At 64.2% G+C, this 22338-nt stretch carries 19 protein-coding genes and 3 tRNA genes; 12 read left to right on the top strand and 10 right to left on the bottom strand.

The window, feature by feature from the left end; all coding sequences use genetic code 11:
- The first annotated feature begins 227 nt into the window (after window positions 1–227).
- From pepN to BO1_RS00555, 3 genes are all read left to right on the top strand, one after another.
- Window positions 228–2918 carry an aminopeptidase N gene (gene pepN / locus BO1_RS00565; protein WP_028215866.1) on the top strand — a complete coding sequence of 897 codons (2691 nt, stop codon included), beginning with the start codon at window positions 228–230 and terminating at the stop codon, window positions 2916–2918.
- A gap of 302 nt (window positions 2919–3220) precedes the next feature.
- A complete protein-coding gene (locus BO1_RS00560; protein WP_028215865.1) occupies window positions 3221–4237 on the top strand; it encodes a class 1 fructose-bisphosphatase in 1017 nt (338 codons plus the stop codon).
- A 67-nt stretch (window positions 4238–4304) separates the two neighbouring features.
- Window positions 4305–4380, top strand: a tRNA-Thr gene (locus tag BO1_RS00555).
- An 85-nt stretch (window positions 4381–4465) separates the two neighbouring features.
- Here BO1_RS00555 and BO1_RS00550 read toward each other — a convergent pair.
- Entirely contained in the window at window positions 4466–6289 is a 1824-nt protein-coding gene (locus tag BO1_RS00550; protein ID WP_043283466.1) for a tetratricopeptide repeat-containing glycosyltransferase family protein, read from the bottom strand.
- Window positions 6290–6473: 184 nt separating this feature from the next.
- Window positions 6474–7418 carry a LysR family transcriptional regulator gene (locus BO1_RS00545; protein WP_043283465.1) on the bottom strand — a complete coding sequence of 315 codons (945 nt, stop codon included), beginning with the start codon at window positions 7416–7418 and terminating at the stop codon, window positions 6474–6476.
- Between the two features lie 132 nt (window positions 7419–7550).
- Between BO1_RS00545 and BO1_RS00540 the strand changes: the two genes are divergently transcribed.
- From BO1_RS00540 to BO1_RS00530, 3 genes are all read left to right on the top strand, one after another.
- Complete coding sequence (locus BO1_RS00540; RefSeq protein ID WP_028215862.1) at window positions 7551–8684, top strand: aldo/keto reductase; 1134 nt, start codon at window positions 7551–7553, stop codon at window positions 8682–8684.
- A gap of 539 nt (window positions 8685–9223) precedes the next feature.
- Window positions 9224–9373: a hypothetical protein gene (locus tag BO1_RS60080; protein WP_027795377.1), complete on the top strand. Its 150-nt coding sequence runs from the start codon at window positions 9224–9226 to the stop codon at window positions 9371–9373.
- Between the two features lie 358 nt (window positions 9374–9731).
- Window positions 9732–10322 (top strand): chorismate mutase, encoded by a 591-nt coding sequence (locus BO1_RS00530; protein WP_028215861.1) that lies wholly within the window; start codon window positions 9732–9734, stop codon window positions 10320–10322.
- Window positions 10323–10362: 40 nt separating this feature from the next.
- On the opposite strand, the gene BO1_RS49200 is transcribed toward BO1_RS00530, so the two are convergent.
- Window positions 10363–11526 (bottom strand): exonuclease domain-containing protein, encoded by a 1164-nt coding sequence (locus BO1_RS49200; protein ID WP_043283464.1) that lies wholly within the window; start codon window positions 11524–11526, stop codon window positions 10363–10365.
- Window positions 11527–11803: 277 nt separating this feature from the next.
- Window positions 11804–12007, bottom strand: a complete 204-nt coding sequence (locus BO1_RS00520; RefSeq protein WP_027817418.1) for a cold-shock protein — start codon at window positions 12005–12007, stop codon at window positions 11804–11806.
- Between the two features lie 399 nt (window positions 12008–12406).
- Here BO1_RS00520 and BO1_RS49195 point away from each other — a divergent pair, with 399 nt between their 5' ends.
- Together BO1_RS49195 and BO1_RS00510 are read left to right on the top strand one after the other, a co-directional pair.
- Window positions 12407–12616 carry a hypothetical protein gene (locus BO1_RS49195; RefSeq protein WP_043283477.1) on the top strand — a complete coding sequence of 70 codons (210 nt, stop codon included), beginning with the start codon at window positions 12407–12409 and terminating at the stop codon, window positions 12614–12616.
- 542 nt (window positions 12617–13158) lie between these two features.
- The gene (locus BO1_RS00510; RefSeq protein ID WP_028215860.1) at window positions 13159–14310 is read left to right on the top strand and encodes a porin; all 1152 of its coding nucleotides are present in this window, start codon (window positions 13159–13161) and stop codon (window positions 14308–14310) included.
- A 136-nt stretch (window positions 14311–14446) separates the two neighbouring features.
- Here the strand turns inward: BO1_RS00510 and greB are convergent, their stop codons facing one another.
- On the bottom strand, window positions 14447–15010 hold the full coding sequence (greB, locus tag BO1_RS00505) for a transcription elongation factor GreB (protein WP_028215859.1): 564 nt from the start codon (window positions 15008–15010) through the stop codon (window positions 14447–14449).
- 140 nt (window positions 15011–15150) lie between these two features.
- Here greB and BO1_RS00500 point away from each other — a divergent pair.
- Window positions 15151–15227: transfer RNA gene (locus BO1_RS00500), tRNA-Arg, on the top strand.
- A gap of 78 nt (window positions 15228–15305) precedes the next feature.
- Window positions 15306–15382 (top strand) — tRNA-Arg (locus tag BO1_RS00495).
- A 63-nt stretch (window positions 15383–15445) separates the two neighbouring features.
- On the opposite strand, the gene BO1_RS00490 is transcribed toward BO1_RS00495, so the two are convergent.
- From BO1_RS00490 to BO1_RS00470, 5 genes are all read right to left on the bottom strand, one after another.
- Entirely contained in the window at window positions 15446–15934 is a 489-nt protein-coding gene (locus tag BO1_RS00490) for a phage protein NinX family protein (protein ID WP_028215858.1), read from the bottom strand.
- 208 nt (window positions 15935–16142) lie between these two features.
- Window positions 16143–18509, bottom strand: coding sequence for a RelA/SpoT family protein (locus tag BO1_RS00485; protein WP_028215857.1), 2367 nt, complete (start codon window positions 18507–18509; stop codon window positions 16143–16145).
- A 125-nt stretch (window positions 18510–18634) separates the two neighbouring features.
- A complete protein-coding gene (gene rpoZ, locus BO1_RS00480) occupies window positions 18635–18838 on the bottom strand; it encodes a DNA-directed RNA polymerase subunit omega (RefSeq protein WP_006400783.1) in 204 nt (67 codons plus the stop codon).
- Between the two features lie 40 nt (window positions 18839–18878).
- Window positions 18879–19601, bottom strand: coding sequence for a guanylate kinase (gene gmk, locus BO1_RS00475; RefSeq protein ID WP_028215856.1), 723 nt, complete (start codon window positions 19599–19601; stop codon window positions 18879–18881).
- A gap of 109 nt (window positions 19602–19710) precedes the next feature.
- Window positions 19711–20649, bottom strand: coding sequence for a YicC/YloC family endoribonuclease (locus tag BO1_RS00470; RefSeq protein ID WP_028215855.1), 939 nt, complete (start codon window positions 20647–20649; stop codon window positions 19711–19713).
- A gap of 260 nt (window positions 20650–20909) precedes the next feature.
- On the opposite strand from BO1_RS00470, the gene rph reads away from it, so the two are divergent.
- On the top strand, window positions 20910–21650 hold the full coding sequence (gene rph, locus BO1_RS00465; RefSeq protein WP_028215854.1) for a ribonuclease PH: 741 nt from the start codon (window positions 20910–20912) through the stop codon (window positions 21648–21650).
- Complete coding sequence (gene rdgB / locus BO1_RS00460; RefSeq protein WP_043283463.1) at window positions 21643–22305, top strand: RdgB/HAM1 family non-canonical purine NTP pyrophosphatase; 663 nt, start codon at window positions 21643–21645, stop codon at window positions 22303–22305. The genes rph and rdgB overlap by 8 nt, the downstream gene beginning before the upstream one ends.
- The last annotated feature ends 33 nt before the right edge of the window (window positions 22306–22338 follow it).

Here is a 22338-nt window from a genome sequence, read left to right as displayed (position 1 = left end):
GGGTGGTGAAAGGCTGTCGTCTCACAGTCGTCTTCGCGACAGGCCCCGATCATACTGACTCGCGCGCCGGCGCGAAAGTTCGGCGCCGTGCCGCGGCCCACGCCTTCGGGCCACTTCGGACAAGCCGACCGAGCCTTTGTACAATGGGACGACCGGCCGCCGCATTGACCGTCAAGGCGCGGCCTCCCCATATCGCCATCCGACCCGAAGCTTTCCCGCACGAGACCATGTCCGATACCGCCACGCCCACCGTGATCCGCCGCGAAGAGTACGCGCCGCCCGCCTTCCTGATCGACACCGTCGACCTCGAATTCGACCTCGTGCCCGAGCGCACCCTCGTCAAGAGCACGCTGCGCGTGCGCCGCAACCCCGATGCCAAGCCTGACGCGCACCTCGAATTGATGGGCGAGCAACTCGAATTCATCGGCGCGCAAATCGATGGCCAGCCGTACGAGTACGTGCGCGCGCACGAACACGGCCTCACGGTCGAGAACGTGCCCGACGCGTTCACGCTCACGCTCACCGGCGCCTGCAACCCGGAAGCGAACACCACGCTCTCGGGCCTTTACGTGTCGAGTGGCAACTTCTTCACGCAATGCGAAGCCGAGGGCTTTCGACGCATCACCTGGTTCCTCGACCGCCCCGATGTGATGTCGACCTACACCGTCACGCTGCGCGCCGACAAGGCCGCGTACCCGGTGCTGCTCTCGAACGGCAATCTCGTCGCGGAAGGCGATCTGCCCGACGGCCGCCACTATGCGAAGTGGGAAGACCCGTTCCGCAAGCCGAGCTACCTGTTCGCGCTGGTGGCGGGCAAGCTCGTGGCGCTCGAAGAGCGCATCAAGAGCGGCTCGGGCAAGGAAAAGCTGCTGCAGGTGTGGGTCGAGCCGCACGATCTCGACAAGACGCGCCACGCGATGGACTCGCTGATCCACTCGATCCGCTGGGACGAGCGGCGCTTTGGCCTCGAACTCGATCTCGACCGCTTCATGATCGTCGCCGTGAGCGACTTCAACATGGGCGCGATGGAGAACAAGGGGCTCAATATCTTCAACACGAAGTATGTGCTGGCGAATCCGGAAACGGCCACCGACGTCGACTTCGCCAACATCGAAGCCGTGGTGGGCCACGAGTATTTCCACAACTGGACCGGCAACCGCGTGACCTGCCGCGACTGGTTCCAGCTGAGCCTGAAGGAAGGCCTCACGGTGTTCCGCGACCAGGAGTTCTCGGCGGCCATGTCGGGCGGCGACGAGAACGAGGCCGCGCGCGCGACCAAGCGCATCGAGGACGTACGCGTGCTGCGCCAGATGCAGTTCGCCGAGGACGCGGGCCCGATGGCGCATCCGGTGCGCCCCGAGAGCTACGTCGAGATCAACAACTTCTACACGATGACCGTCTACGAGAAAGGCGCGGAAGTCGTGCGGATGTACCAGACGCTGTTCGGCCGCGACGGCTTTCGCAAGGGCATGGACCTCTACTTCCAGCGCCACGACGGCCAGGCGGTGACCTGCGACGACTTCCGCCGCGCGATGGCCGACGCCAATGGCCGCGACCTCGCCCAGTACGAGCGCTGGTATAGCCAGGCGGGCACGCCGCGCGTGACCGTCACGACGCAATACGACGCAGCCGCGAAGCGCTATGGCGTGACGCTCGCGCAAGGCTATGCGAACGGCTCGCCCGCTGCGCGCGAAACGCAAAAGGGGCCGCTCCTGATCCCGTTTGCGATCGGCCTGATCGGCCCCGACGGCGCGGACCTGTCGCTGACGCTCGAAGGCGAACAACGCGCGACGGGCACGACACGCGTGCTCGAGCTCACCGAGACGCAGCAGACCTTCACCTTCGTCGACGTCTCACACAAGCCCCTGCCCTCGCTGCTGCGCAACTTCTCCGCGCCGGTCATCGTGGAGTACGACTACAGCAACGACGAGCTCGCATTCCTGCTCGCGCATGACAGCGATCCGTTCAACCGCTGGGAGGCGGGCCAGCGCCTCGCCACGCGTGAACTGCTCGCGCTGGCCGCCCGCGCCGGCGCCGGACAGCCGCTCGTGCTGAATGACGCGCTCGTGAAAGCCTTTGCCCACGTACTGACCGATGCGTCGCTCTCGCCGTCGTTCCGCGAGCTCGCGCTGATGCTGCCTTCGGAAACCTACCTCGCGGAGCAAATGGCGGAGTCGGATCCCGCCGCCGTGCACACCGCGCGCCAGTTCGTGCGCAAGGGCCTCGCCGCGGCGCTCAAGGCCGAATGGCTCGCCGCCTACGACGCCAACCTCACGCCGGGCGCCTACGAGCCCACGCCGGAAGCGGCCGGCCGCCGCGGCCTGAAGAACCTCGCGCTCTCCTACCTCTCGGAGCTCGACGACCCCGCCGACGCCGTACGGCTCGCCACCGCGCAATACGACGGTGCGAACAACATGACCGACCGCGCGGCCGCGCTTTCGGCGCTGATGAACGCCGCGGCGGGCACGGGCGGCGACTATGCGAAGCAGGCGCTCGAGGACTTCTACGTGCGCTTCGAGAAGGAGCCGCTCGTCATCGACAAGTGGTTCTCGCTGCAGGCCACGCAGCGCGGCACGGCGCAGCGTCCGATGATCGAGACCGTGCGCGCGCTGATGCGGCATCCGGCCTTCAATCTGAAGAATCCGAACCGCGCGCGCTCGCTGATCTTCAGCTTCTGCGCGGCCAATCCGGCGCAATTCCACGCGGCGGACGGCTCGGGCTACGCGTTCTGGGCCGAGCAGGTCATCGCGCTCGACGCCATCAACCCGCAGGTTGCCGCGCGCCTTGCGCGCAATCTCGAGCTGTGGCGCCGCTTCACGCCCGCGCTGCGCGAGGCGATGCGCGCCGCCCTCGAGCAGGTCGCCGCACAGGCGAAGTCGCGCGACGTGCGCGAGATCGTGGAAAAGGCGCTGGCGTAAGCCTGACTGAGCGCGGCAGGCGGCGGCACGCCGTCCTGCCGCGCGGCGTGCCACCCGATTGCGCACACGCAAGACACACTGCCGGCCTTCGCGGCCGGCATTTTTGTGCGCATTTTTTCTGCATTATTTTTCCGTCTGCGATGCGCGCCAGCGCGATCGGGCGCATTTTCAGGATTGGCCGCCCGGGCCCCCCGGCGCGCCAGGCCGGGCATTGGCGAACTTTTTTTGCAGTGCCGCAAGCGGGGCGCCCTCCGTCCAGCAGGTAGAATTGCGCTATTCCCAAGCGCATCCGGAGTACTGCAATGGCATTGCAACGTCGTACCACTCTCACGAAATACCTGATCGAGCAGCAGCGCGAGCACAGCAACCTCCCGGCCGATCTGCGTCTGTTGATCGAAGTTGTCGCGCGCGCGTGCAAGGCGATCAGCTACAACGTCAGCAAGGGCGCGCTCGGCGATGCGCTCGGCACCGCCGGCAGCGAGAACGTCCAGGGCGAAGTGCAGAAGAACCTCGACATCCTGTCGAACGAAATCCTGCTCGACGCCAACGAATGGGGCGGCAACCTCGCGGCCATGGCGTCCGAGGAAATGGAAACCTTCTTCCCGATCCCGGCCAACTATCCGAAGGGCGAGTATCTGCTCGTGTTCGACCCGCTCGACGGCTCGTCGAACATCGACGTGAACGTCTCGATCGGCACGATCTTCTCGGTGCTGCGCTGCCCGGACGGCCAGCAGGCCACCGAAGAATCGTTCCTGCAGCCCGGCACCAAACAGGTCGCGGCCGGCTACGCCGTCTACGGCCCGCAGACCGTGCTCGTGCTCACGACCGGCAACGGCGTGAACTGCTTCACGCTCGACCGCGAACTCGGCTCGTGGGTGCTCACGCAGAGCAACATGCGCATTCCCGAAGAGACGCGCGAGTACGCGATCAACGCTTCGAACGCGCGCCACTGGTATGAGCCGGTGCAGCAGTACATTGGCGAGCTGAACGCAGGCAAGGACGGCCCGCGCGGCGAGAACTTCAACATGCGCTGGATCGCCTCGATGGTCGCCGACGTGCACCGTATCCTGAACCGCGGCGGCATCTTCATGTATCCGGCCGACAAGCGCGACCCGTCGAAGCCGGGCAAGCTGCGCCTCATGTACGAAGCGAACCCGATGTCGTTCATCGTCGAGCAGGCCGGCGGCATGGCGACCAACGGCGAGCAGCGCATTCTCGACATTCAGCCGAAGAGCCTGCACGAGCGTGTGGCCGTGTTCCTCGGCTCGAAGAACGAGGTGGAGCGCGTGACGCGCTACCACCAGGAAGCGAAAAAATAAAAAAAGATGAAGGAAGGGCTTGCATATTCTGCTAATCTTTCCTATAATCTTCCTTCTCTGATGTGACGCCGGAATAGCTCAGACGGTAGAGCAGCGCATTCGTAATGCGAAGGTCGGGGGTTCGATTCCTCTTTCCGGCACCACCAAGATTCAAGCAAAAAGCCCAGTCTTCGACTGGGCTTTTTGCTTTGCGCCGCCGCTTTCCGTCACGATGGCGCACCCGCATCTTTAGCGGTGCGATGACAAAGAAGCCTCCAGCGCCTCCCCCACCTCCCCGACCACGTCATCCCAGCGCCCCAGCTCACGCTGCCTGAAAAGCCGCGCCGACGGATACCACGGTGTATCGTTGCGGCCCGTCATCCAGCGCCAGTCGGTGCAGGTCGGCAGCAGGATCCACACCGGCACGCCCGCGGCGCCCGCCAGATGCGCAACCGATGTATCCACGGTGATCACGAGGTCGAGCGACTGCACGATGGCGAGCGTATCGGTGAAGCTGCCGATCTCCGGCCCGAGCGGTGTGTTCTCGATGCCGGGCGGCAACGCCTCCACTTCGCTCTGCGCCGCGCCCTTTTGCAGCGCAAACCACGCCACGCCTCGCCGCTCGAGCACCGGATGCAGCGCACGCAGGGCGATGGAGCGATAGCGGTCGAATTCGTAATCGGGATTGCCGGCCCACACCAGGCCTATTCGGCGCGTGGGCGCGTCCGTGTCTATCGCGCCGGCAAGCCGCTCGCGCCAACGGCCAACGACCCCGGAAGGCGCACCGAGGTACGGCATCGCGAGCGGCAACATGCTCGCGCTCAGCTTCATGTATTCGGGAAAGCGGAACATGCGGCTCCAGAAGTCGTAGGGACCGGGCGGCAGCGCAGTCCAGACCCTGTTCACCCCGCTCGCACACGCCGCCACGTCGCCTAGTGCCTCGCCAACCCAGACATCGACGATTGCCCCCTGGCGCTGCAGCCAGTCGGCGTAGCGCAGCGACTGGATCTGGTCGCCCAGTCCCTGCTCGCCGACGAGCAAGAAGCGTCGCCCGGCAACGGGCTCGCCGCCCCACTCCGGGAAGCCTGGCTGCGCCAGCGTGCTGTTCTGCGGCAGACGTTCGTGCCAGCGGTAATGGCGCCAGCCCTCCTCAAACTCTCCGTCACGCAGCAGCGACACGGCAACGTTGAACTGCAGATGTGCGTCGTCGGGCATCAGACGTGCAGCCTCGACGCTGTGCCGCCGCATGCGCGCGAATTCGCCGAGCATGTTCGACGCATAGGCGGCGTTGTGATGCAGGCCGGCGACCGCGGCATCCACCTTTAACCCTTGCGTAGCGACTTCGTACGCCAATTCGTATCGATGAAGTTCGTTCAGGTGGAATGCGAGTTCGTCGAGCGCGTTGGGATCCGCAGCGAAAGCCGTGCGCATGCGTCCGATCTGCGCATCCGTTTCCCGGGCATTTCCAAGGTGTGACAGCGCCTTGATCAAATCGACGCCATCGGCAAGGCGCGAGGCACCGAGCGCCCATGCGCGGTGCAGGTGCTTGACGGCCTCTTCGTGGCGCCCGTCTTCGAGGCTGAGCGTGGCGAGACGGCGCACGGCGTGGTGAAGCCCGGGATCGAACCCGAGCGCCTTTTCGTAATGCGCACACGCTTCGGCGCGGCGGCCGGCGAGCTTCAGCGCGTCGCCCAGATTGCGATGCAGGCTGGCCGTGCCACCGTAGAGTGCGAGGGCCCGGTGATAGAAGGCCTCCGCTGCGATGTGCTCGCCTGCCAGCGCCGCGAGCAGGCCGCGATGCTCCCATAATTCGGCACGCTCCGGCACGACATTGATTGCGCGTTCCAGCCAGTCGCGCGCAACGCCCTGCTCTCCGTTACGAAAATGCGCGAGCGCGGTGCGATGCAGTGCGTGCACATGGCGGGGTTCTGCGGCAAGCACGTCCTGATAGCCACGCAGCGCTTCAGCCATTTGGCCGCGGTCGAAGTATTGGTCGGCGCGCGCAAGCAAGGCTTGTGTGGTCGAGTCGTCGGACGCAATAGCGGCCAGTGCAGTACCGTCTTGATGGCTCATTGTGTGTTCACGCAACAGATGTGCGCGATGCCCGGATTGAGGAGTGAAGTTCGAGAGACTTAAAACGCTGAGGCGGCGGGCTACCGACGGCCGATGCCCGCACGATGCTTGAGTCGAAGCTTTTTGAAGATAGCGAAGATCGCCAGGCAGCCGAATCAGACAATGCTGAAATCCACGCAGAGCCTCAGACAATCCCACGCTTCTCGCGCAGAAAGTCGATGAAGGCGCGCAGCTTCGGCGGCAATCGCGCGCGCCCAGGCGTGTACAAATAGAAGCCGGGAAACGATGGGCACCAGTCTTGAAGCACGGGCACGAGGCGCCCGCTGTCGAGTTGCGCGCGCACATAATCCTCGATCACGTGCAGCAAGCCCACGCCTTCTTCGGCGGCCCGGACCATCGTCCGCAAGTCGTTGGTCACGAAGCGCCCTTGCGTGAGCACGTCGAACACGCGCTGTGGCTCATCGCGCCGCGCGAACTCCCACCGGTAGACGCCGCCCGTAGCGAAGCGGTAGTGCAGGCAGTCGTGAGCGGCGAGATCGTCGGGCGTGGCCGGCGGCGCTTGACGCCTGAAGTACGCCGGCGCACCCACCACGGCAAGGCGGATCGGGCCGCCGATCGGCACCGCCACCATGCCCGGCGCGAGCGATTCGCCGAGCCGGATGCCCGCGTCGAACCCTTCACCCACGAGATCGGCAAAGGCGTCGTCCAGCGCGAGCTCAAGGCGAATTTGCGGATGCCGCTCCATGAATTCCGCGAGATGCGGCAACACGAGCAGCTCGCTCGCGACGCGCGGCAGATTGATGCGCAACGCGCCGGCGGGCTGATCGCGCGAGGCGTCGAGCGCATCGAACGCCGCCTCGATCTCGGTGAGCGCCGGCTGCACGCGCGCGAGAAACTGCGCGCCCGCTTCGGTGAGCGCGACGCGGCGCGTCGTGCGGTTGAAGAGCCGCACGCCCAGCTGGGTTTCGAGCGCGCGCACGCTTTGCGAGAGCGCCGACGTGGACAACCCGCAAGCGAGTGCCGCGCGTGTGAAGCTGCCGTGGCGCGCGACGGCGGCGACCGCGAGCAGTGCGGGCAGGCGCGTCGCGAGAGCGGGTGCGCCAGGCGTTGCGGCGAAGGTCGGATCCATCTGCCCTCCATTGTGAAGTCCGGCTTCACAGTCCTTTCAGATGGACCCGATTTTTCCACAGAATGATCGGGCGCAAGATGAGGCCGTACTCACCACTCACCTGCGCGCCTCGCGCGGGATCGGACACTCGCCATGAAACTCGACACCTACACCCTGCTCGGCCGCTCGGGCCTGCGCGTCAGCCCCATCGCTCTTGGCACGATGACGTTCGGAACCGAATGGGGCTGGGGCGCGGACGAAGCCAGCGCGCGCCGCCTCTTCGATCTCTATGTCGACGCCGGCGGCAACTTCATCGATACCGCCGATCTCTACACGGAAGGCACGAGCGAAACCTGGGTCGGACGCTTCGCCGCCGCGCGCGGCCTGCGCGAGCAACTCGTGATCGCCACCAAGTATTCGTACAACGCCCAAATGGGCAATCCCAACGCGGGCGGCAATCATCGCAAGAACTTGCTGCGCGCGCTCGAAGGCTCGCTCAAGCGCCTCGGCACCGATTACATCGACCTCTATTACCTGCACACATGGGACCGCATGACGCCCGCCGACGAAGTGATGCGTGCCATGGACGACGCGGTGCGCGCGGGCAAGATCCGCTACGTGGGGCTCTCGGACGTGCCGGCCTGGTATGCCGGCCGCGCGCAGACCCTCGCCGATTGGCGCGGCTTCGAGCCCGTCGCGGCGATGCAGCTCGAATACTCGCTGATCGAGCGCAACGCCGAGCACGAGTTCGCCGATCTCGCGACGCAGCTGGGCATGGGGCTCGTGCCCTGGAGTCCGCTCGGCATGGGCGTGCTATCGGGCAAGTATCGGCCTTCGCAATCGGGCGCGGATGGCGCGGCGGGCCTCACGGCCGTAGCAGGCGCGGGCCGGCTGCAAACCGTGGGCCCGAAGCCGCCGCCCGGCTTCGACAAGCTCTCGCCGCGCAACTTCGCGATCGTCGCCGAACTCGAGCGCGTCGCGCATGAAGCCGGCCGGCCGATGGCACAGGTGGCGCTGAACTGGCTGTATCAGAAGCGAGGCGTGTCCAGCATCATCGTTGGGGCGACGAAGGCCGCGCAGCTCGAGGAGTCGCTTGGTGCGCTCGACTTTACGCTCGCGCCGGAACTCGTCGCGCGCCTCGACGCGGCGTCCGAGCCCGTCCACCCTTTCCCGTACTACATGTTCGCGGACGGCCATCAGGCGCGCATTCACGGCCAGGTGAACGTGCGCGCGGTACCGGCGAACCACGCCCATGTGCAGCAGGTTCCGGCGCCGGTGCAGTCCTGAGGGGGCAACAGGGCCGCATCGATATGCGGCCGTTCACGCCAGCAATCATTTATGGGAGTGCTGGCATTAACTCGCTGCAAAATGCAGACATATGACGAGAAACCCGTTCGACCGATACGAACGCTTACACCGTTTTAATTATGTTTAAAGTTCTCGGGTCAAGCTCGCCCGATAATGGGCCGATATAGCGGGTAACGGGTAGGCAGTCGCACAAGGGCGGCACGCAACGCACGACCACGCTTGCCGGGTAGCGCAGCAAGACGCCGCCGCACTTGTGCGGCGGCCGCCAGCACCCCCGGGAGGAGCGCTGCGACAGCGCAGCAGGAGCGTCGATTACACGACGCGCCAGCGCCCCGCAGACTGAAGCGGCATGCAGGCATCGTTAAGTGCAACCAAGAAAGTATATTCCCACTCTGTTAATAAGTTATCCCGATGTGCAAATAAAGCAACACGCGCACCAGAAAAACTCCGTTGCGTTGGCGGGCACTAGCGCGATTGAAGGGCGCAGTCGGATAATTGCCTTACATAGGAGAAAGATCATGGATGCCAAACCGCCAAGGATTCCGACCCCGGACCAAGTATTCAGCCCGGATCCGGAACCGGTGGCCGTCGAGTTTCTCGGCGACGAATTGCCCGCTCACGTTCGGGCATTTCTCGACGAGCAGCGCAAGGCACACGAACAGAAGTGACGGGGAAGCGCACTGGCGCTAGACGTGCAAAACAAGCGGCCGGCCCGAGCGGGTATTGGCGTGTGTTTTTGCGCGCACAGGATCGCACTATCGCAACGATGGTGCGCGCGGCTGGTTGCGCCCATACTGACGAGCCTCAGCTCGCTTAACGCACGCGCGTTCGATAGAGCGCGCGTGTGGTTTATATCGTGCGCAAAACGTGCGCAAACGCACCGGCAATCCAGATCGTTTTTCACCGCACTGACGGTATTCGCGACGACGGGCTCTCGCTCGCACGTTCGCCAATAACGCAGCAAGCGCCTCATAACCGGCTATCCTTCGCTTTTCCCTCTTCGGCCAGCCGGCCAGCCCTCCCTCAATGAAATCCGCATTCCGCGCCCTCGCTGCCTGCGCCGCTGCACTCCTGATCATCTTGCCGGTCACCTCGGCACACGCCGACGGCGACGACACCGCGCTCACCAATCTCGTTGCACTCGTGGCGCAGCGCCTCTCGCTGGCTGAGCCCGTCGCACAGTGGAAATGGCTCAACCACAAGCCGATCACCGACACGCCACGCGAAAACGCGCTGCTCGCCGACGTGCAGAAACGCGCCGCGGCGGCGGGCGTCGATCCGGCGTTCGCACGAAGCTTCTTCCGCGATCAAATCGATGCGAGCACGCAAGTGCAGCAAGCGCTCTTCGCGAGCTGGCAGTCGTCGCAGCCGCCCGCCGGCCCGGCGCCGGATCTCGCGACCGTCACGCGCCCACAACTCGATCGCCTGACGGCACAGCTTATCGGCGCACTCGCGCGCGTGCAGCCCACGCGTGCCGCGGATGACTGCCCGGCGCGCGTCGCGCGTGCAGTTGCAAACTGGAAGGAATTGACGCGTTACGACTCCACGCGCGCCGCGGCCATGACGCACGCGCTTGGACATGTCTGCGAAGGGGGCGGTGTAGGCGGTACGGCTTAAGCCGCCGAATCGACCATCGGACGCCGGCTCTCGGGCCGCGTCAGGCCGCGTTCGTCAGCCCGTCGGCAACCAGGTCCCGCAAAGGCAGTACGCGCAGGCCCTTCTCGAGGCGGCTCTGCAAAATGCGCCACGTCGACAGTTCGAACGGAGCAACGGCCGCGGCCGACGCGGCAACGAGACTGGCCGCCTGCACCGCGCTCGCCGCCACACCGAGGTAGCACCAGCGATCGATCACATGCAACACGGGCTGGTCGTGCGCGGCATCGCGCTCCTCCACCAGCACGGCACCATCGAACGGCCAGGGTGCGTCCGCCGGGTCGTGTTTCGAAACGCGTGGCACGCGGTTGAACGACGGGCGCATTTGCGCGATCCATCGCGCCTCGACGAAGAGCGCGCCCAGCTCCCCGCCCGTCGCCTGCCATTCCACACGCCGGATCTGCTGCGCCATACGCTGCTCACGCGATGAACGCCGCTCGCCCGACAAATGCGAACGCACACGCTGACGCACGCGCACGCTGCGCCCAACATAGAGCGGCACGTCGTTCTCGCCGTAGAACACATAGACGCCATGGCCGGCTGGCGCAGTATCGATCAGATCGTCGGTGATATCGCCCGCAAGGCGGTGCCGGCGCGTGAGTCGTTCGACCTGCCCGGCAAGCATCTGCGTGGGTACGAGCCCGGGCAGGCGCTGCCAGAATTGCCAGAGCAGATCGGCGTCGGCAAGCGCGCGGTGCCGATCGGCCGGCACGAGCGCGTGGCGCTCCACCAGCGCGTCCAGGCCGTGGCGCTTCTCGGCGGGAAACAGGGCCCGAGACAGGCGCACCGTGCACAGCACATCGGGATTGAACGCAAAGCCGGCGCGCTCGAACTCGGCACGCAGAAAGCCGCGGTCGAAACTGGCGTTATGCGCGATGAAGAGCTTGCCCGAGAGCCGTTCGAACAGCGCGGGCGCTATTTCGGCAAAGGTGGGCGCCCCGCGCACCATGGCGTCGGTAATGCCGGTGAGCTGCTGAATAAAGGGCGGTATCGCCTGTTGCGGGTCGACCAGCGAACTCCATCGCGTGGCCAGCCCATCCTTCACCTCGACAACCCCGACCTCGGTAATGCGGTGATCGCCCACCGATCCGCCCGTCGTTTCTAGATCCACGAAAACCAGCGGGCCATCGCCGGACGGAAGTTCGGCGCTCAAGAGGGTGTCGGACATGGTGAAACGGCAAGACGAGAATGAGAAGTGCGCCCAAGTATGCCTTGTTTGGGCGAAGCGCGCAGGGTCTTCACGCCACAGCAGCTTTCCTGGCGGCGTGACTTAATCAACCTGCCGGCGGGATTTTGAATTGGGGTTTTCCCGCTGATTACGTGAATGTCTTAAAGATGCGCAATGCTATTACGCGAATTCCTGCGCCCCAAAATAAAAAAGCCCTGGGGTCTCCAGGGCTGCTTGCCGCGGGGAGCAGGCGCGCCGGCCCGCTCGCGCGCCGCGCTTACAGCGGCTGAATGTTCGCTGCCTGCTTGCCCTTCGGGCCGACCTTGACGTCGAACGAGACGCGCTGGTTCTCCTTCAGCGACTTGAAGCCTTCCGAGCGGATCTCCGAGAAGTGCGCGAACAGGTCGTCGCCGCCGGCGTCAGACGTGATGAAGCCAAAGCCCTTCGCATCATTGAACCATTTGACAATACCGGTTTCCATCTTTCAGTTTCCCTAGAAATATAATGACGCGGGCAATATCCTCACGCCGAAAGCCAACTGACTCGCCTCTCTGCATTCCCCATTGGAATTGAAGCTGAAAGGTAATTCAGAATCGTCGTTATACGGGGAACGTCAATCGCCAGTCAAGCGAATTTTTTATAACAGCAATCCCATCTCAGAGATAAACCAGCAAGCATCAAAAGGCATGCAGATATATATGCGTGAGAAATGAATATGCATGAAGACTACTTTTTTACCGGTTAATGGAAGACCGGTGCCGGATCGGGCAAGATTGCCCCAGATGTAACAATACGTGTCAATCGTAAGTGTTTTTACCGGTTGTTCGAGTAATACATTCAATCCATCATGAATACCGTTAGCGTGCAATGGGAGGCAACCATGCTGACAGCACTACGACAGTGGTTTCATTGGCTCGTCCAGATCGACGGCACCGATCCGGCAACCGGAACGACGGCCGAGCTCGAGGCGTACGGATCATGGCACGGCGACCATTGGCACAACCTGCTGTGTTCCCCTATGGACGCTCGACACTATGTAATGGAAGATTGGAGCCTGCAGCCGGAGCCGCCGGAGGATCCCGCCAGGTAAAGGCTACGAGGGCCTGCGAAGCGCGGCCAGCGGGACGCGGGCAAAAAAAAGCGCGGCTGTGGGCCGCGCTGACAAAGGTTTGGAGATCTTTTTCGTCAACGAAAAAGTCTGCTTCGAAAAGCAGCCATTGCAGTATAGCCGCAGGACCGCTGGCTCATTAACGCTGTCCAGCACAACCATCTGTTACGTGGGTAGCAATAATCGTGATTGACCCGGATTAGCGTTGTTTTTCACGATCAATTGGTGTAGCGATCGCACAACGCCGTTCGGTTGACACCCTCCCCCCGTCTTCCTGAATCTCGCTGAAAGCCCCAACCAGTAAGGCCTAACGCGAATCTCAATATCATTTCTGATTTCGCAATACTTTATTGCGTGAATCGGAATGCCCCCTTTCCGGGCACCGTCTCTACACTCTGCCTGTCCGGAAACCGACTTCGACGGATTAACGCGCCACGCGAGTATTGCCTCTCGCTGCCCATCGCGTGGACGGTTTCCCAAACAGGGTTCAACGAAACCCACCTCTGTTCTCGGAGTTTACAAAGATGAAAAAGACTCTCATGGTCGCTGCCCTCACGGGCGTTTTTGCAACGGCTGCGCACGCGCAAAGCAGCGTTACGCTGTACGGCCTGATCGACGCCGGCATCACCTACACGAACAACCAGGGTGGCCACAGCGCCTGGCAAGCAACGAGCGGCACGGTCAACGGCAGCCGTTGGGGCCTGCGCGGTGCTGAGGACCTCGGTGGCGGTCTGAAGGCCATCTTCACGTTGGAAAACGGCTTCAACATCGACAACGGTACGCTGGGCCAAAAGGGCCGTATGTTCGGCCGTCAAGCGTTCGTTGGTCTGGCTAGCGACCAGTACGGCGCGGTCACCCTCGGTCGTCAGTACGACTCCGTCGTCGACTACCTCGCACCGCTGTCGAACACCGGCACACAATACGGCGGCACGATCGCCGCTCACCCGTTCGACAACGACAACCTGAACAACTCGGTTCGTTTCAACAACACGGTCAAGTACTCGAGCGTCAACTACGCTGGCTTCAAGTTCGGCGGCACGTACTCGTTCTCGAACAGCACCGAATTCGCGAACAACCGTGCTTACAGCGTCGGCGCAACGTATAACTACGGCGGCCTGAACGTTGCTGCTGCCTACCTGCACGCAAACAACGACGTCAACAACCTGCAGATGAACAGCATTTCGTTCTCGGGCGCACAAGCAGGTGACTACACGTTCGCAGCTGGCCGTCAAAGCACGTTCGGTGGCGGCGTGAACTACACGTTCGGCCCGGCAACGGCTGGCTTCGTCTACACGCAGACGCAACTGGGCAACGCGGTTGGCATTTCGCCCTCGCAATCGGGTACTTCGGCCGGCCTCGGCTTCAACGCGAGCAGCGCACGCTTCCAGAACTTCGAAGGCAACGTCCGTTACGCTCTGACCCCGGCCCTGAGCCTGGCAGGTGCCTACACGTACACCCGCGCGAACTTCGGCGGCGGCGTGAACCCGAACTACAACACGGTCGCACTGCAGTCGGACTACGCACTGTCGAAGCGCACCGACGTCTACCTGCAAGGCGACTGGCAGCACGTGTCGTCGAACGATGCTGGCATCGGCGCTTACCTGAACGGTCTGGGTTCGGCTTCGACCCGTCAGGACCAGGTCGCTGTGACGGTTGGTATGCGTCACCGCTTCTAAGCCGCACCGCGCAGGCCACATCGGCCTGCTGTGCAGCTGAAAAGGCGCCGCTTGCGGCGCCTTTTTTCATTTCTGCACGGATGCTCACGCATGCCGCGCCCCAGGGGCCAGGCCAGCGCGTGCCCTGCCGGGCCGCTCACGCCCCGGGCGCCGGATAGCGCACGTCGAGCACGTCGACGGGCTCGGGCCCGGCCGGCGTATGCAGCGTCACCTGATCGCCGATTTTGGCCTTCAGGAGCGCGCGCGCAATGGGCGAAATCCAGCTCACATGACCACGGTCGAGATCGACCTCGTCGACGCCCACGATCGTGATCGTATGCGACTCGCCGTCCTCGGTGCCGTAGTCGACGGTCGCGCCGAAGAACACCTGCTCCACGCTTTCCTGGCGGCTGCTGTCCACGACCTCGGCCAGATCGAGCCGCTTGGTCAAAAAACGGATGCGCCGGTCGATTTCACGCAGCCTGCGCTTGCCGTAGATGTAATCGCCATTCTCGGAGCGGTCGCCGTTCGAGGCGGCCCACGAGACGAGCTTGACCACTTCGGGCCGCTCCTCGTCGATCAGGTGCAGCAGCTCGCTGCGCATGCGCTCGTAGCCCGCGGGCGTCATGTAGTTCTTGGTCCCGGCGGGAATTTCGGGATAACCGGCCTCGAGATCGTCGTCGTCGTTGTCGGTCGATTCTTTGACAAATGCCTTGTTCATGATGGTTCGCTTCACTACACGTTGCTTGTAACTTCGGTCCCTGTGGCCCTCCCCTCAGGTTACACGAAGCGCGTCCTCAGACAAATCGCGATAAGGGCCTTCCCTTTTTTGAAAACGTTGCTATAATCTCACTTCTGCGTGCGGCTGTAGCTCAGTTGGATAGAGTACTTGGCTACGAACCAAGGGGTCGTGGGTTCGAATCCTGCCAGCCGCGCCAACTTTTTCGAGTTTTGCTCAAGTAGCACTGAGGCAAATCTCAGGTAGTACACTGCAGTAAGTAGTATCGTTTTAGCGTGCGGCTGTAGCTCAGTTGGATAGAGTACTTGGCTACGAACCAAGGGGTCGTGGGTTCGAATCCTGCCAGCCGCGCCACCCTTCGAAGGGCCTTCCTGATTCAGGAAGGCCCTTTGTCTTTGTGGCGTCCCGTTAGCGTGGCTAGCGCGGCTCCGTGCCGATATCGCCGATCTGCGCATCCGGGCGCGGCAAGTCCTCCACGTCACCGATCGCACCCGGCTCCCCCACCAGCCTCATGCTCGCCCCCAGCACGGCCTGTGGCTGACGCAGCATCTGCTCCACCGTGTCGCCAAAGCGGCTCTTCACGAACGCGCGCAGCAGCGCCTCGCGCGTCGTAGCGCCATGCGCCTCCACTTTGTGCTGGCTGCCCTCGAACTCGGCCACGCAGCGCGCCGGCGCGTCGCCATGCCGCTCGCTCAACTCGAGGCGCTGAGCGCGATCGAGCACGACGCCGGCGGCCTCCCACGATGTGGAGGGCTCGAAGCGCCCGTCCCACGGCCGGCCGCGGTCGTTGCCGCGCACCGCGACGGTCTCGCCGCTATCGGTGAAATAGATCTCCCGCACGAAGTCCGGCAGGCTGCGCGCCACCCAGTAGTCGAGCGCGAGGCCGGTCAAGTCAGCTACGTTCATTGCGTGCCCTCGTTTCCGGTTGAAATGGGTTCGTGGGGTCGCCACAGGCGCGGCGCACAGGGGCGGCGCCGGACGGCCGCAGAAGATCGGGCCGGGAAGCACAACAAGGCGAACGACACGGCAAGCGGCAGCACAGCCCCACAGGGCCGATGCCCCATCGAAGGGTGACCGCCACAAGCAGCGGCCCACCCAGGGGCCGCCCGTGCCGTCAATAATCGGCGCGCTCGCGCTCGATGCGCATGCCACCCTCGTGGCGATGGTGCCCTTCGTCGCTGGGACGCTCGCGCGTGATGCGCATGACGTCCGGATTCGTGCGCACGCGACGCATGACGTTCGCGAGATGCACGCGGTCGCTCACCTGGATCACGAAGCGCAGCATGTTGGACTCCTGCGCGAGGTCGTCGTCCATGGCGATGTGCACGATGTTGGCGTCGGCGGACGTGATGTCGGCGGCCACGCGGGCAAATACGCCCTTCGTGTTCTTCACGAGCACCTTCACGGCGACGTCGAACAGACGCCCCGGCTGCGGCGCCCACGCCACGTCGATCCAGCGGCCCGGATCGCGCCGGTGGATGCGCTGCGCCACGCGGCAGTCGGTGGTATGGATCGCCATGCCGAGGCCGATGCCGATATAGCCCATGATGTCGTCGCCCGGAATCGGGCGGCAGCAGGCCGAGAGCTGCACCGACATGCCTTCCGTGCCGGTGATGACCACGGGCGGCGCATGCGGTGCGTTCGGGTCGCGCGGCGGATGGTGATGATCGTCGTCGTCGGCGTCCTGGCCGCTCATCAGCACTTCGATGCGCTTGGCCATGACCGCCGCCACGCGCCGGCCAAGGCCGATGTCGGCGAAGATCTCCTGGCGGTTCTTGTTGCCGGTCCACTGGACCAGCTTCTCCCACACTTCCTGCGAGACCTCGGCGAGCTGGTAGCCATAGCCCTTGAGCGCCTGATCGACGAGGCGCTCGCCCAGCTGGACCGACTCCGTGAGCCGCATCGTCTTCAGATAGTGACGGATGGCCGAGCGCGCCTTGCCGGTGCGCACGAAGCCGAGCCATGCCGGATTCGGCTTGGAATACGGCGCGGTGATCACCTCGACGATGTCGCCGCTCTTCAATTCCGTGCGAAGCGGTAGCAGCTCGTTGTTGATCTTCACGGCGACGCACTGGTTGCCCAGGTCGCTGTGGATCGAATACGCGAAGTCGAGCGCCGTGGCGCCGCGCGGCAGCGCCATGATCTTCGACTTCGGCGTGAAGACGTAGACCGCGTCCGGGAACAGGTCGATCTTGACGTGCTCGAGGAATTCGCTGGAATCGCCCACCTCGCTCTGGATGTCGAGCAGCGACTTGAGCCACTGGTGCGCGCGCTTCTGGACGTCGTTGAGATCGGCGCCGCCGTTCTTGTAGAGCCAGTGCGCCGCCACGCCCGCTTCGGCGATCTCGTGCATCTTGCGCGTGCGCACCTGGAACTCGATGGGCGCGCCAAACGGGCCCACCAGCGTGGTGTGCAGGGACTGATAGCCGTTCACTTTCGGAATGGCGATGTAGTCCTTGAACTTGCCCGGCACGGGCTTGTAGAGCGCATGGAGCGCGCCGATGCAGGTGTAGCACTCGAGCGGCGACTCCACCACCACGCGAAAACCGTACACGTCGAGCACCTGCGAGAACGACAGCTGCTTGTCGCGCATCTTCTTGTAGATGCTGAAGATGGTTTTCTCGCGGCCGGTGACTTCGGCGTCGAGCTTCGCGTCGGCAATGGCGCGCTGCACCGACTCCAGAATCTTGCTCACCACCTCACGGCGATTGCCGCGCGCGGCCTTCACCGCCTTTTCGAGCGTGGCGTAGCGATTCGGATTGAAATTCGCGAAGCTCAGATCCTGCAGCTCGCGATAGGTATTGTTCAGGCCCAGACGGTGCGCGATGGGCGCGTAGATGTCGATGGTCTCGCGCGCCACGCGGCGGCGCTTCTCGGGCGGCACCGCGCCGAGCGTGCGCATGTTGTGCAGCCGGTCGGCGAGCTTCACGAGAATCACGCGCACGTCGCGCGCCATCGCGAGCAGCATCTTGCGGAAGTTTTCCGCCTGCGCTTCCTCGCGGTTGCGAAACTCCATCTTGTCGAGTTTCGACAGGCCGTCGACCAGTTCCGCGACCTTCGCGCCGAAGCGCTCGGCGAGCTCCGCCTTGGTCACGCCCTGGTCTTCCATCACGTCGTGCAGGAGCGCGGCCTGGATCGACTGGGCGTCGAGCTTCCAGCCGGCGCAAATCTCCGCGACGGCGACGGGATGGGTGATATAGGGTTCGCCGCTCTGGCGATATTGCCCGAGGTGGGCTTCGTCGCTGAAGTGAAACGCCGCTTTGACTTCCTTGATTTCCTCGGGCGTGAGGTAACCGGAAAGCGCCGCGGTCAGATTGGCGATGGAAACGACACCGTGCTTGCGAGGCTGCTCCGGTGTGGCGGTCGGCCCGAACAGATGACGAAACGACTGTTCGAGGACCGCGTCGATGTAATTGCGCGCAGGGCTCGCAGTCTCGGCTTCCTGGTCCACCTCGGTGGCCGGCGAGGGCGTGGTGCTCATGTTCCCCTCCGTATCAGGTCTGGCGTTGACAGTTGGCGCGCTGCGTGTGACGCCCAGCACGAATTACATGACAAATGGCTATACACAGGGTACTGCGAGGTACGGCGCAGTACAACGGGCCGCCGTTAGACGGGCACCTTTTTCAGCATTTCCAGACCCACCTGGCCGGCCGCGATCTCGCGCAGCGCGACGACGGTAGGCTTGTCGCGGCTTTCGATCTTCGGCGTGTGGCCTTGGGCGAGCTGGCGTGCGCGATACGTCGCTGCGAGCGCCAGTTCGAAGCGGTTCGGAATTTGTTTCAGACAGTCTTCGACGGTGATGCGGGCCATGTCGGGTTCCTTCTCATTCTCAGCAGGTTCTTATTCTACCTTATGTGCCCGATGCGCCGGGCTGCGGCTGGTGGATGCCGAGCTGCACGAACAGCTCGGTGTGCCGCGCGTATTGCGACGCGAAACGCAGACGCGTTGCGCTCACGATGTTGCGCAACTCCTGCAGCGCGCGATCGAAGTTCTCGTTGATCACGACATACTCCGCTTCGCTTGCGTGCGCCACCTCGCTACCCGCTGCAAGCAAGCGTCGCGTGATGACGTTGGGCTCGTCTTCGCCGCGCTTTTTCAGGCGGTCCGCGAGTGCATCGAGCGAAGGCGGCAGGATGAAAATTTCCACTGCGTTGCGGAACTGCTTCTTCACCTGCTGCGCGCCTTGCCAGTCGATTTCGAGCAGCACGTCATTGCCGATCTTCATCTGGTCTTCGATCCACACGCGCGACGTCGCATAGTAGTTGCCATGAACTTCCGCGCTTTCGAGGAACTCGCCCTCGGCATGACGCGAGAGAAAATCGTCGACGCTCGTGAAGTGATAGTGCTCGCCGTCGCGCTCCTTCGAACGCGGCGCGCGCGTGGTGTACGAGATCGACAAACGGATCGCGCTGTCTTCGGCGAGCAGCGCGTTCACGAGCGTGGACTTGCCCGCGCCCGAGGGCGCGACCACCATGAAAAGATTGCCCGGATAGACGCCCGCGTACGGATTGCGCGGCTTCGTTTCGGCCTTGCTGCCGCTATGGCTGCTGTGGCTGCTGGTCTGGTCGGTCATGTTCGTTGCTTCCTGAGTTGCTGCTGGGTTTGCTGCTTGAGTTGCTACCTGCGCTGCGTGGCTTCGAACGCGCCGCGCACGTGTTGCCCCTACGCGCGGCGCGCCATGCTTATTCGAGGTTCTGCACCTGCTCGCGCATCTGCTCGATGAGCAGCTTGAGCGTCATCGAGGCATCGGCGAGCTCCTTCGCTGCCGCCTTCGAGCCGAGCGTATTCGCTTCGCGATTGAGCTCCTGCATCATGAAGTCCAGACGCTTGCCGACGCGCCCGCCCTTCTCGATCACATGACGCGTTTCGGTCAGATGCGCGGTCAGGCGCGAGAGCTCTTCGGCGATGTCGATGCGGATGCCGTACATCGTCACTTCCTGGCGGATGCGCTCGGCAATTTCTTCACGCGAAATATTGCCGATATTGCCGTTGCCGTTCGCGCTTTCGGGCGCGGCGATGCCGAGCGCTTCCTGCAGCCGCTCGACGATCTTCTGCTGATGCTTGACGATCAGGTCCGGCACGAGCGGCGTGATCTTCGCGACGATCGCCTCCATTTCCGTGACGTTTGCGAGCAGCATGTTGGCGAGCTGCGCGCCTTCGCGCGCGCGCACGTCGATCAGGTCGGCGATGGCCTGCTTGCCGCAGCCGAGCACCGCGTCACGCAACACTTCGGGCGCCACGCCGCTTTCCGCCAGCACGCCGGGCCAGCGCAGAATCTCGCCGGTGCGCAGGCGGCCCGAGTCGGGGAACGCGTCGAGCACGGCGCGCTCGAGCGTCGCGAGCTGGTCAAGCGCATCGCGGTTGAGCGCGCCTGCGTTGGCGGCCTGCTCGCTGCGCTGGATGTTGATACGGATATCGACCTTGCCGCGCGAAAGCTTCGTCATCAGCATTTCGCGCAACGTGGGCTCGCACACACGCACGTCTTCGGGCATGCGGAAGTTCAGGTCGAGAAAGCGCGAATTCACGGTGCGCAGTTCGACGGAGACACTGGCGCCGCCCGTGCCCGATGCCGCTACGAGTTCGCGCGTGGCGCTGGCATAGCCGGTCATGCTGTAAATCATGGTTCGTCTCGCGAAAAAGCCATGGCGGCGCGCTTCGTGAAAAGCGCGGGTCACGGCAAGAGAAGTCGAGGCGCCCGGCGTGGTCTCGTGCTTGCGATGACGCGGGGCGGAGAAACCGTATTATCCCATTTTTGGAAACACCACCGCCGCGCACGCCTGGCGCCACGCTCGCGCCCCAGTAAGCGCGCTTCGCCCAGCGCGCGAAGGCGGTAAAATTGCGGTTTCCCCTTCCTGCTTCGTGCCCTCGCGCACACCCGACGATGACCCAATCCATCCAGCGCCCCTCCGGCCGCGCCGCCGACCAGCTTCGCGACGTCCGCATCACCCGCCACTACACGAAGTACGCCGAAGGTTCGGTGCTCGTCGAATTCGGCGACACCAAGGTGCTGTGCACGGCGAGCGTCTCCGAGAGCGTGCCGCCGTTCCTGCGCGACAAGGGCCAGGGCTGGCTCACCGCCGAATACGGCATGCTGCCGCGCGCCACGCACACGCGCAGCGACCGCGAAGCCGCGCGCGGCAAGCAGACCGGCCGCACCCAGGAAATCCAGCGCCTGATCGGCCGCGCCATGCGCGCCGTGTTCGACCTCGAAGCGCTCGGCGCGCGCACCATCAACCTCGATTGCGACGTGCTGCAGGCCGACGGCGGCACGCGCACGGCGAGCATCACGGGCGCGTTCGTGGCGGCGCACGACGCCGTGACGAAACTGCTCGCGACGGGCCGCATCGAGCGCTCGCCGATCACCGACTACGTGGCGGCGATCTCGGTGGGCGTCTATGAAGGCGTGCCGGTGCTCGATCTCGACTACGCCGAAGACTCGCAATGCGACACCGACATGAATGTCGTCATGACGGGCTCGGGTGGCATGGTCGAAGTGCAAGGCACCGCCGAAGGCGCACCGTTCTCGCGCAACGAACTGAACGCGCTGCTGGATCTCGCGCAAGGCGGCATTGCCTCGCTGATCGAAAAACAGAAGGCCGCGCTGGGGATCGCGCATGGCTAATTCGCCTGAAACGGGTGCCGCTGCGCCGCGCGTCGCCACGCCGGGCGTCGCTACGCTTTCGCGTGTCGTGCTCGCCTCGAACAACGCGGGCAAGCTGCGCGAGTTCGCTGCACTGCTCGGCGCAGCGGGCATAGAGCTCGTGCCGCAAGGTGCGTTGAACGTGCCCGAAGCCGAGGAGCCGCACGTCACGTTCGTCGAGAACGCGCTCGCCAAGGCGCGCCATGCGGCGAAGCTCACGGGCCTGCCCGCTCTCGCCGACGATTCAGGCCTGTGCGTGCCCGCGTTGCGCGGCGCACCCGGCGTCTATTCGGCGCGCTACGCGCAGCTTGCGGGCGGCGAGAAAAGCGACGCGGCGAACAACGCGCTGCTGGTCGAAAACCTCAAGGCGCACGACGACCACCGCGCCTACTACTACTGCGTGCTCGCGCTCGTACGCCACGCCGACGACCCCGAGCCGCTGATCGCCGAAGGCCGCTGGCACGGCGTGGTGCTCGACGCACCGCGCGGCGAGAACGGCTTCGGCTACGACCCGTACTTCTACATTCCGGGCCTCGAGGCCACGGCCGCCGAGCTCGATCCGGCGCTGAAGAACGCCTCGAGCCATCGTGCAATCGCCTTGCGGCAACTGCTCGCACGGCTGGAGGAGCTAGCGTGAGCCAGCAGCATCGAACCGGCATCGACGTGGTCC

This window comes from Paraburkholderia oxyphila NBRC 105797, from assembly GCF_000685075.1.
GTDB classification, from domain to species: Bacteria; Pseudomonadota; Gammaproteobacteria; order Burkholderiales; family Burkholderiaceae; genus Paraburkholderia; species Paraburkholderia oxyphila.
This window is presented reverse-complemented; position numbering and strand designations above follow the sequence as displayed.